The organism is Streptococcus parasanguinis, assembly GCF_001074805.1.
Lineage (GTDB): Bacteria > Bacillota > Bacilli > Lactobacillales > Streptococcaceae > Streptococcus > Streptococcus parasanguinis_A.
Genome location: NZ_JUPI01000120.1, coordinates 1 through 11040 on the forward strand (window position 1 = coordinate 1; position 11040 = coordinate 11040).

The following is an 11040-nucleotide window of genomic DNA, read 5'->3' on the forward strand; positions in this document are numbered from 1 at the left end:
TGTGATATATTTTACATGCTCATTATACATCTAAAAATAAGTCTGGTCAATGAATATTCAAAAAATTAGAAATAATTAAATTCTTAATAATTATCATTTTAAGTTGAGACTTTTGAAAATACTCTACCTATCTGTCTGATGAAAATTTACTTTAGTCAATCTTTACAGAAATGAAATAAAAAGCACCCCCAAAGAAAGATATGAAAACATCTAACTCTAGGAGTACTGCTCAGTTTTGAGCCTTTTTATTCATCAAAAAATCCGGATAAGTCCAAGCCTCCGAAGGGGTTGGTGGAGAAGTTCTCTTGTTCTTCAAGGAGGGTGCGTCCTTGATCAAATTCGAGGAATTGTTGGTAGACAAGAGCTGTCATGCGGGCGTCTTCTAGGCTATCGTGCGATCTTCCTGCGACTCCTAGAAATGCTGCAACGGTGTGGAGTTGGAGATTTTTAATGCCATGAAGGTCAGATGGACGACGTTCGAAAGCCTCGTCAAAGACATCGACAGCGTACTGGTCTTCTAGATCCAAGCCATTTTCAAGCAGGATGGGAAGGTCGCTTTTTTTGGCGTTGTATCCGATCAAGGGCCGGTCTCCAACGAAGGCCTTGAATTCACTGAGGACCTGCTCTAGTTGTGGAGCATTTTGGATCTTGTCCTGGGTTATGCCAGTGAGGCCGTTAATAAAGCTTTTTAGGGGCTTATCGGTGTAGACGTAGGAGTCGTAGTGGTCGACTTCTTTACCGTCCGTAAAACGCACGGCAGACACCTGGATGATCTGATAGGCACCTTCGTATTGGTTAAATTCGAGATCGAAGGCGATATAATCTTCTAATGTTTTCATGGAAAATCTCCTGTGGTAGAAAAGAAAAGGGACTGGTAGGATCCAGCCCCAGATTATCGACGGAAAACGCGTGCCCAGAAACCTTTGCTTTCTTGCTCTTGAACTTTTTCATTGGCTTGTTCGAGTTCAAGTTTCAAGGTGTCGCGGTCATTCATTGCTTGTAAAGTCAATTGTTGTTGTTGGTCCAATTGCTTGTCTTTTTCAGCAATTTGAACGTCTTTCACGCGCAACTGTTCATCTTTCTTAGCGAGTTGCTCGTCTTTGGCTTTGAGTTGCTCGTAAAGACGGACGATTTCAGCATTTTTTTCATCCACTAAAATTTCCATCAATTCGCGTTGCTTCACATCATCGCTGACTGGCTCATCTTCAAAAATAGTTTTTTTGTAGATTTCTTCGAGCTTGATCAAGCCACTACGGGTTACAACGGTAACCCCTTTTTCGTTTTTTTGGGTATCTTCTGGAGCCAGCGCCTTGACACGGTTATTGACCGCCTGGCGGCTGACTCCTAAAATTTCAGCAATTTCGCTGACAGTTTTTTCAATCGCCATAACTTCCTCTAATATCTTTTTCTATGAAATACTCTATTAGATAGTAACATAAGTAGGCTAAGCTGTCAAATGAAGCCGAGTAAGGGCAAGCCTTGAGACCACGATTAGCGGGCCTCTGTCATTTCAGGAAGATGGAGGCTGGATTGTGCTAAGTCAATGGTGAGTTGGTAATCGGTTTGATCACGGACAGTGATCTCGAAGTCGGTTGTGTAAAGGACCAGGCGAAGGGTCGCTCCTTTTTCGAGCTTGTAGATGGTTGGTTGGAGATCAAAGTCAAATTCCATCCACTCGCCTGGCGTCACGGTCTCAATCTCTAAGAGATCATGACGATTTTGGAGGTTGAGATAACCTTTCGAAATGACTCGTTGGCCAGCTTCTTTGAAAGGCAACTCGGTCAAATTGTCTAGCATATGGTAGCGACCGTTATCCAGTGTACGGACCGATAAGACTGCAGGATAGGGTTGGAGGTACTTCTTGCTTCCAAGCTCTAAGAGTTGTGCTGAAAGCAGGCCTTTATTGGTGCTGGAGTGAAGTCGCAGGTGAAGGCGAGCTTTCCCGTTGAGGTGTAGGTCTTCTTCGATTGGCAGGTCAATGGTCACCTGTTGCGCCTTATCCTGGTAGAGGTCCGTTAAGAAGGTCGGATAAGCCTTGCCATAGCGCTCGTAATCTTTTGTCTCGTAGCGGTTTTGGATGACTTTTTCGTCATCTCCCAGGGAGAAGGTTCGCTGACTTGTTTGGTTGCCAAAATCATCCAAGAAAGTCCAACTTTGTTCTCCTGTATTGTCCTGCCAGATGACAGTAGGCAATTCATAGCTTGAATCGTAGCCCAGCAATTTTTTAGAGAGGAGGGCGTTCATGCTTTCTCGGAAGTCAATGGATTGCCAGTTGTTGAGGTAGACATGGGCACCATTGTGGTAGAAGAGGTGTTTCTTGATGCTTGCTGGAAGAGCCTGGAACATATTAAAGACGTGAAGGGGTTTGACGTTCCAGTCTTGGGAGCCATGGGTAAAGACAACCTCTGCCTTGACCCGATTTGCATTTAAGAGATAATTGCGATCGTGCCAGAATTGATTGTAGTCTCCTGTTTTGCGATCCAATTGCTTTTTAACCTCTTCCAAATCAGCGACATGGGCTGCGTGGTGGCGGAGATAGTCTCCAGCCCGAAGGGCGCGGGAATAGGTCAACTCAGCAAGCGAATCAAAATCCTCTCCAGGATAGCCACCAGGACTCGTCACGAGTCCGTTTTCGCGATAGTAGTTGTACCAAGAGGAAATACCAGCTTCTGCGATGATGACTTCTAGGCCATCAACACCGGTGGTCGCAAGGCCGTTAGACATGGTCCCTAGGTAGGATAAGCCCGTCGTAGCAACCTTGCCATTAGACCAATCAGCCTTAACTTGGCGTTTGCGTGTATGATCTGTGAAGGCACGACAGCGTCCGTTGAGCCAGTCGATGACATTTTTATAGGCCTCGATTTGACGGTAATCCCCGTTGGTCATCAAGCCTTGGGAATCCTTGGTTCCAAGACCGGAGACGTAGAGATTGGCAAAGCCACGAGCGAGCAGGTAGTCATTGAGAGTATAACTGCTGTTGATATGAGTGAGGGTTTCTTCGGTCTCAGAGACTAGTTGGGCTGAACCGACAGGATCCACCAATTCTAATTGAGGTTCTTCTACTTGAATGGTATGAGGTTCTTTGACCTGGAGGTTCACATTCATATTATAGAGCGCCTTGTCACTAGCCTTGTCATTGGTTCCTTGGTGATAAGGGCTAGCAGTCATGACGGCTGGAATTTTTCCTTCATAGCGAGGGCGAATAATATTGACCTTGACCAAATCTGGAAGACCATCCTGATCGCTATCAATTCGACTTTCTACATAGACCACTTCACGGATCACATCATGGCTCGTAAAGGTTGCGAGGCTCTTGCCGTTAAAATAGTGATACTGGTTATCTTCAGGAATCAAGCCATCGCTGACCAACTGATCGATGAGTAAATTTCCTTTTACTGTTCGAGTATTGAGAAGGTGATAGAGGTTTTCTACCAAGTTTCCATACTCAATCGGAAATTGGACTTCTTTCAAGAAGCTATCCGTATCTTCAAAATCAATAAAATAGCGGAAACCGAGTAATTGGAGGGCTACTGTGTAAAAAATGTTCGGAGACCATTCGCAGTCAGATTGGATATACGTTAAAAAGTCTGTTTTAGAATCCACCACTAGGTTAGAGAGGGGATAATCTGTATCTTTATAGGTGAAGTAAACCTTGCGGACAAACCATTCAAACAGTTCTTTTTCTGGGAGGTGGGTGGGAAGGTCAAACCCAATTTCTTTTAGTTCCTTAAGAATGTCTTTTTGGTCAACAGATAGATAGCTATATTGATTGTATTTCATAGACTGCTCCTTTTATCAGTTTCTTTTTTCTTTACTTCTTATATTATACTTGATAAAATAGTATTTGTCTAAAGACCTTTCGTCTATAAGGAGAAGGAATATTGAAAAAAATATCTTTTGAACAAGTTGCAAGAAGACGGACCTTATTGTTTGGGGTTCTTGCCGTCATTTTTGGGATTCTCATTTTTCGAAACGGCGTTGGTTTCACCAAATTTTCCTTGGATCTATTAGCCATTTACTTTTTAGTTGATGGACTAGGAAGCTTTCTTCTTCGCTTTTTGTTACGTAGCAAGTCTATTTCCTATAGCCACTCTATTTGGTTTATTTTTCTTTCACTTGCGTTGATCTGGTTGAATCGACTGAGTAGTCTGCCCGTAAACTTAGTTGTGATTTGTTTAGGGGCATATCAGTTGGGGAGTGCCATTGTCTATGGGATCACATTTTGGCTTTATAAGGCCAATCGGGTAAAAGGAGGCTGGCTCTATTTATGGGATGCGCTTTTAAACGGTGGGCTTGGTCTAGCAACTGTCTTGGAACCTGGTTCAGATGGGCACTTCCAATTTATCCTCTTGGGGGCTTATCTGGTCTTGTTGGGGATTTCTAATATTCGAGATGGTATTTTATTTGACAAAGACCAACAAGGCCAAGAGTTAAAACGTCGCTTTCGTATTAGCCTACCGGTTATCTTTGCAGCCTTTATCCCTGCTAAGGAGTTAAAACGGTTTAACCAGTTTCTTCAAAAAGGGAGCTCGGCGGGACACACAGGCCCTTATCGATTGGTGAAAAAAGAAGAAGAGGCAAGGGAATTAGAAATTTTGGTTCATACTTCTGACAGCAACTTATTTGGAGCGATTGGGCATGTAGATATTTGTTATCAGGGGAAGGTCATTTCTTACGGAAGTTACGATCCCTTTTCAGAGCGTCTATTTGGGACGATTGGGGATGGCGTACTGTTTAAAGTGGATAAGGAACCATACATCGAACTATGTAAAAAAGAGAGTCAAAAGACGCTGTTTGGCTACAGCCTATCCCTTACCGAAGAAGAGAATCAGGCAGTAGAGAAGCGTCTAGCTGAAATTGATCAGTTGTTAGAACCTTGGGATCCACCTAGTAGGTTACTGGAAGACGGTCAGCCGACCTACGCTTACAAATTGAAATATGATTTAGGGGCTGAGCTATATAAATTTACTTCTTCGCGTTTTAAATCTTACTTTGTTCTGTCTACGAATTGCTGCCTGTTAGCAGATTCCATTGTGGGACAGGCGGGAACGGCTGTATTAGATGTGCGTGGAGTGATTGCACCAGGGACCTATCAGGATTACTTAGAATACGAATTTGAAGCTCCAAACGGGCGGGTCCATACACGAACAGTATATTAAGAAAAGAAAGACAGATTCTAAATTTTGAGAAATCTGTCTTTTCTTGCGCAAAATTTCTTGTAAAAAACCAGAAAATTATTTACAATAAAAAGAGCTTGGAGGAAGTTATGACAGCAAATCAGATCGTAAGAGTGATCCCAGTCTTGAAAGTGAATAACCGAAATGTCAATCAACGCTTTTATGAAGAGACATTGGGAATGAAAGTATTAGTGGAAGAAGGAGCTCTCCTATCTTTAGGAGATGCCTCAAAAGTAGAAAAAATCGTCTTAGAAGAGTCACCGAGTATGCGTTCGCGTAAGGTCGAAGGTCCAAAGAAATTGGGTCGCATCGTGGTGAAAGTGGCACAAGCTCAAGAAATTGATTATTTGTTGGCCCGCCAGCCAGAAACAAGCGCCCTTTACCAAGGAGCTAATGGTCGCGCCTTTGAAGTTGTGTCTCCTCAAGGAGATACCATTTTCGTGCATGCTGAAGAAAATCTTGAAAGCCTAGAACCGTTGGAGAAAGCGCCTCTTGTAGAAGCTCCCGAAGATTTCAAAGGTTTGACGAACTTTGATGTGGACTTTCTTGAGGTCAACGTGGCTGATCTTGCCCAATCTCAGGAGCTTTACAGACGCTTGACAGATCTTGCCCGCTTTATCCATTTGCAGGAAGCCCAAGGAGAAGATCTCCAAGTGGAGAACAAGGTGACTTGGGATTTGAGCATGATCAAGGTCGAATTGGCATCTTTTGATGTGGAAGACTTGAAAGAACGCTTGGGAGAAGCTGTCGATTTTGTGCACCGTAAGGGAACCTTCTTGATTGCCAAGGATCCAAGCCAGATCGAACTCTGGTTTGAAGCCAATCAAGATCAGGTCCATATTTCTTATGAAGAATAAGAATGGAGTGATGAGCGTGAAGGCAATCATCGAAAAAATTACCGAACAAATCCAAGAAGGCATCTATCCAGGTGCCTCTCTTGGGCTTTACCGCAAGGGTCAGTGGAGTGAGCACTATCTAGGACTTGCGGACCCTGAAAAAGGAGAGCCAGTAGAGGCTGATCTGGTCTATGATTTGGCCAGTGTCAGTAAGGTCGTCGGAGTCGCTACCATCTGTGCCTTTTTGTATGCGAAAGGGGAGCTTCCACTCGATCGCCCCTTTAAAGAGCTTTACCCGCGTTTTGCTCATGAGAAGACGACCATCCGGGAACTCTTGACCCATACTTCTGGGCTCGATCCTTTTATCCCCAACCGGGATCAATTGGATGCGAGACAGTTGAAAACAGCCCTTGAAAATTTGCAGATAAAAGAAGACAAGAGTTTTCATTACACCGACGTCAATTTTCTTTTGCTGGGCTTTTGGTTAGAAGACAGGTTTCACCAGTCCTTGGATCGTTTATTTGAAGAGCTGATTTTTACACCTTGGAAGATGACAGAGACACGGTTTGGACCGGTCGAAAAGGCGGTGCCAACGGTCCGTGGCCTTGCTTCTGGAAGTGTTCATGATCCCAAAGCGAGAGTTCTGGGCCCTCATGCGGGAAGTGCAGGACTTTTTTCAACTGTTGCTGATCTAGAGTGCTTCTTAGAGCATTATCTGAAGGAGGATTTTGCGCGTGACTTGTCTCAGAATTTTGCGCGTGAAGAGGGCAAGACCCGCGCTCTCGGATGGAATCTAGAGGGTGACTGGTTGGATCATACGGGCTATACTGGAACCTTCATCATGTACAATCGCAAGAGACAGGAAGCTGTGATCTTTTTGTCCAACCGGACCTATGAGAAGGACGAACGGGCCCAATGGATCCTCGACCGCAACTCCTTGATGGATTTGATCAAACAAGAATTTGAACAATAGAAATGGAAGGCTAGGATGATGGATCCTGGCCTTTTACGGTCTGTCCGTGAGAAAGAAACTGGTAGGAGATTCATTTTTGAACTCCGTCTTAGGTTGGATTTCCTTCAAAAGCATCGCTTTTTTGGCTGATTTATATTAAAATAGTAATGACCATAATAGAACGAGATGAATATGAACAAAGAGATAGGCGTCGGAAGGGCGCATAGTAAAATTATCTTAATTGGAGAGCATGCGGTGGTCTATGGTTATCCGGCTATTGCCTTGCCACTCCATCATATCGAAGTGACCTGCCAGATCATCCCGGCAGACAGTCCATGGATTTTGTTTGAAGATGACACCTTGTCCATGGCGGTTTTTGCGTCTCTTGAGCACCTCGGGATTCGCGAGGCCCGAATTCGCTGCCGGATTCAGTCCATGGTACCGGAAAAACGGGGGATGGGATCGTCTGCGACGGTGAGTATCGCAGCCATTCGTGCCGTTTTTGACTATTATCAAGAGGAGCTGGATGATGAGACCTTAGAAATCCTGGTCAATCGAGCAGAAACCATTGCCCATATGAATCCAAGTGGGCTCGATGCCAAGACCTGTTTGAGCGATCAAGCCATTAAATTCATCCGGAATGTCGGCTTTTACCCGCTAGAGCTGGGTATAAAAGCGAGCTTGGTGATTGCAGATACAGGGATTCACGGCAATACCCGTGAGGCGATTCAAAAGGTTGAAGCCAGGGGGCAGGAAGTTTTGTCCCATTTCCATGAGATTGGTCAGTTGACCCAGCAGGTGGAAGAGGCTCTGAAAATGAATGATCTAACGAACCTAGGACAGGCTTTGACTACTTGCCATGAGCACTTGAGAGCCGTGGGTGTCAGCTGTGAAAAAGCAGACCATCTGGTCGCCGTTGCCCTTGAAAATGGGGCCTTAGGCGCTAAAATGAGCGGAGGCGGTCTTGGTGGCTGTGTGATTGCCCTCGTCAAGGATTCTCGTGAAGCAGCAACCATTGCCCATGCATTAGAAAAAGAAGGAGCGCACCATACATGGATCGAAAACCTGTAAAGGCTAAGTCCTATGCCAATATCGCGATTATCAAATACTGGGGAAAAGAAGATGCCAAACAGATGGTCCCTTCGACCAGTTCGATTTCGTTGACCTTAGAAAATATGTATACAGAGACCAGTCTCTCTCCCTTGCCAGCAGATGCGACTGCGCATGAATTTTACATCGATGGGGAATTCCAACATCCAGCTGAGCAAGCCAAAATTGGAGCTGTGATTGATGGCTTGAAGCCAGCAAATGAAGCGGGATTTGTTCGAGTGGATACCAGCAACAACATGCCAACCGCAGCAGGCTTGTCCTCTAGCTCGAGTGGGCTCTCTGCTCTCGTCAAGGCTTGCAATCGGTATTATGATTTGGGCTTGAGTCAGGAGGAATTAGCTCAAAAAGCCAAGTTTGCTTCGGGTTCTTCTTCACGGTCTTTCTTTGGACCCTTAGCAGCCTGGGACAAAGAAAGTGGAGAAATTTATAAGGTTAAAACAGACCTTAAACTGGCTATGATCATGCTGGTTCTCAATGACAAGCAAAAGCCCGTTTCCAGCCGGGAAGGGATGAAACGCTGCATGGAGACTTCGACTAATTTCAAAGAATGGATCGAAGAGTCTAGACAAGATTATAAGGATATGCTGGACTATCTAGCTGGCAATAATTTTGAACATGTCGGTCAGCTGACAGAGCGCAATGCCCTTGCTATGCATGCGACGACTAGAACAGCCACTCCAGCCTTTAGCTACTTGACAGAAGAAAGCCACAAAGCTATGGACTTTGTCCGTGAGCTTCGCGCTGCAGGCCATGCTTGTTACTTCACCATGGATGCAGGGCCAAACGTTAAGGTTCTCTGTTTAGAAGAAGACTTGGATCAGCTGGTGCCTTTATTTGACGACCGCTATCGGACCATCGTATCTAAAACAAAGGATCCTCAAGATGAAGACTAAGTATCAGGTACAGACCGGAGGCAAGCTCTATCTAGCTGGAGAATACGCGGTGCTAACACCTGGCTATGGGGCAGTGATTCAGTTTATCCCCATTTATCTATCAGCTACCATCCAAGAAGCAACAGCCTACCAGCTAGCCTCAGACCTTTTTGGTTACAAGGTAGATTTGACCCCAAATAAGGACTACGCCTTGATTCAAGAGACTATTCAGCTTATGGAAGAGTGGCTGAAAGATCAGGGGATAGCCCCTAAACCCTTTGATCTTCACCTTAGAGGAACACTGGGCGAAGAGGGGAAAAAGTATGGGATTGGTTCCAGCGGAAGTGTGGTCTTGCTCGTGATCAAGGCCATGGCTGCTCTGTATGAGTTAGACCTACATCCGGATCTGCTCTTTCGACTAGCAGCAGTGGTCTTGGTGCAAAGAGGGGACAATGGTTCCATGGGCGATTTGGCTTGTATCGCTTACGAGGACTTGATTTATTACCAATCCTTTGATCGGGCTTGGTTGCATGAAGTCTTGACTTCTCAGCCTCTTTCACAAGTTTTAGTCCTGGATTGGGACTACCAGATATGCTCGATCCAGCCAGCCATCTCTTATGATTTTCTGGTTGGTTGGACCAAGGAACCAGCGATTTCAAGTGATTTGATCCGCCAGGTCAAGGGAGCGATCAAGGAAGAATTTCTTCAGGAGAGCCAGAGCGCAGTGAAGAATCTTGAAAAAGGCCTCCGTGAAGGGAACCAAAAGGACATTAAGACCAGTATCAAACGCGCCGATAAGAACCTAAAGTCTTTGAACCCTTTGATCTATACCCCAGCTCTAAAAGAGCTACAAGAATCGACAGAGGACCTTTTTGCCTGTGCCAAATCCAGTGGTGCTGGAGGAGGCGACTGTGGGATCGCCCTTAGTTTTGATCCAGTTGAGACTCAGATCTTGATAAAGCGCTGGAAGAAAAAGAATATTGAAGTCATTTACCAAGAAAGGATGGGAGATTCGTGAGCGAAAATCGAAAAGACCAGCATATTCGTTATGCCTTGGAGCAAAGCTCCTCCTATAATAGCTTTGATGAGATCGAGCTGATTCACCGATCCCTCCCCCTTGTGGATCTAGCGGAGATTGATTTGACAACCCATTTCGCAGGGCGTGATTGGGAGGTCCCTTTTTATATCAATGCTATGACAGGCGGGAGTAAACGGGCCAAAGAGATCAATCAAAAGTTGGCAGCAGTAGCCGAAGCCTGTGGGATTCTCTTTGTGACTGGCTCTTACAGCGCAGGGCTGAAGGATCCGAACGATCAATCGTATGCGGTCAAAAAAGACCATCCTCATCTTCTTTTAGCAACCAACATTGGCATCGATAAAGAGCCAGATTTGGGCTTGCGGACAGTGGAAGAGCTACACCCCCTCTTTCTTCAAGTCCATGTGAATCTGATGCAAGAGTTGCTCATGCCCGAAGGGGAGCGGATTTTCCACACTTGGAAAGACCATCTCAAGAGCTATGGGCAGGGCTTTCCAGTGCCTGTAGTCCTGAAGGAAGTTGGCTTTGGTATGGATCCCAAAACAGTTCAGGCAGCGCTAGATGCTGGGATCAAAACCGTCGATATTTCTGGTCGTGGTGGCACTAGTTTTGCCTATATTGAGAATCGTCGTGGTGGCAATCGCGCTTATCTGGATGATTGGGGACAATCAACTGCGCAGTGTCTCTTACAGTTACAGGATCAGATGGATCAGGTTGAGATCCTCGCAAGTGGGGGTATCCGTCATCCTCTTGACATGGTCAAGGCCTTGGTCCTTGGAGCACGTGGCGTAGGACTATCCCGCGTTTTTCTTGAGATGGTAGAGACTAAGAGCGTTGAAGAAGTGATCGCCCTTGTCCAAGGATGGAAAGAAGATCTCAGATTGCTCCTTTGTGCGCTCGGTTGTCAGAACCTGAAAGAGCTCCGTGAAGTCGACTATCTCCTCTATGGAAAGTTGTGGCAAGCTCAGCAACAGAAAAAATGAAGAAAAATCATTTTAGAAACTTTCCTTAGGTGAGTACGGACGTCAGCGAACTTCTACGAAGTTCCATGACTTAG

General features: G+C 45.3%; 10 protein-coding genes. 7 read left to right on the forward strand and 3 right to left on the reverse strand.

Annotated elements, in window-relative coordinates:
* Nucleotides 1–245: 245 nt before the first annotated feature.
* The 3 genes from ADI76_RS08375 to ADI76_RS08385 form a co-directional block, all read right to left on the reverse strand.
* Nucleotides 246–839, reverse strand: coding sequence for a 3'-5' exonuclease (locus ADI76_RS08375; RefSeq protein WP_049515767.1), 594 nt, complete (start codon nucleotides 837–839; stop codon nucleotides 246–248).
* A gap of 53 nt (nucleotides 840–892) precedes the next feature.
* Complete coding sequence (locus tag ADI76_RS08380) at nucleotides 893–1387, reverse strand: DUF536 domain-containing protein (RefSeq protein ID WP_003008835.1); 495 nt, start codon at nucleotides 1385–1387, stop codon at nucleotides 893–895.
* Nucleotides 1388–1491: 104 nt separating this feature from the next.
* Entirely contained in the window at nucleotides 1492–3780 is a 2289-nt protein-coding gene (locus tag ADI76_RS08385) for a Xaa-Pro dipeptidyl-peptidase (RefSeq protein WP_049515769.1), read from the reverse strand.
* Nucleotides 3781–3881: 101 nt separating this feature from the next.
* Between ADI76_RS08385 and ADI76_RS08390 the strand changes: the two genes are divergently transcribed.
* The 7 genes from ADI76_RS08390 (at nucleotide 3882) to fni (ending at nucleotide 10966) form a co-directional block, all read left to right on the forward strand.
* Nucleotides 3882–5159 (forward strand): HdeD family acid-resistance protein, encoded by a 1278-nt coding sequence (locus ADI76_RS08390; protein ID WP_229099264.1) that lies wholly within the window; start codon nucleotides 3882–3884, stop codon nucleotides 5157–5159.
* 107 nt (nucleotides 5160–5266) lie between these two features.
* Entirely contained in the window at nucleotides 5267–6034 is a 768-nt protein-coding gene (locus ADI76_RS08395) for a CppA N-terminal domain-containing protein (RefSeq protein ID WP_041826459.1), read from the forward strand.
* A 10-nt stretch (nucleotides 6035–6044) separates the two neighbouring features.
* Nucleotides 6045–6986 carry a serine hydrolase domain-containing protein gene (locus ADI76_RS08400; RefSeq protein WP_049515775.1) on the forward strand — a complete coding sequence of 314 codons (942 nt, stop codon included), beginning with the start codon at nucleotides 6045–6047 and terminating at the stop codon, nucleotides 6984–6986.
* 171 nt (nucleotides 6987–7157) lie between these two features.
* On the forward strand, nucleotides 7158–8036 hold the full coding sequence (mvk, locus tag ADI76_RS08405) for a mevalonate kinase (RefSeq protein ID WP_049515777.1): 879 nt from the start codon (nucleotides 7158–7160) through the stop codon (nucleotides 8034–8036).
* The gene (mvaD, locus tag ADI76_RS08410; RefSeq protein WP_049515778.1) at nucleotides 8018–8968 is read left to right on the forward strand and encodes a diphosphomevalonate decarboxylase; all 951 of its coding nucleotides are present in this window, start codon (nucleotides 8018–8020) and stop codon (nucleotides 8966–8968) included. The genes mvk and mvaD overlap by 19 nt, the downstream gene beginning before the upstream one ends.
* Nucleotides 8958–9965, forward strand: a complete 1008-nt coding sequence (locus tag ADI76_RS08415) for a phosphomevalonate kinase (RefSeq protein WP_049515780.1) — start codon at nucleotides 8958–8960, stop codon at nucleotides 9963–9965. The genes mvaD and ADI76_RS08415 overlap by 11 nt, the downstream gene beginning before the upstream one ends.
* Nucleotides 9962–10966, forward strand: coding sequence for a type 2 isopentenyl-diphosphate Delta-isomerase (gene fni, locus ADI76_RS08420; RefSeq protein ID WP_049515782.1), 1005 nt, complete (start codon nucleotides 9962–9964; stop codon nucleotides 10964–10966). Before ADI76_RS08415 ends, fni begins: the two co-directional genes overlap by 4 nt.
* The last annotated feature ends 74 nt before the right edge of the window (nucleotides 10967–11040 follow it).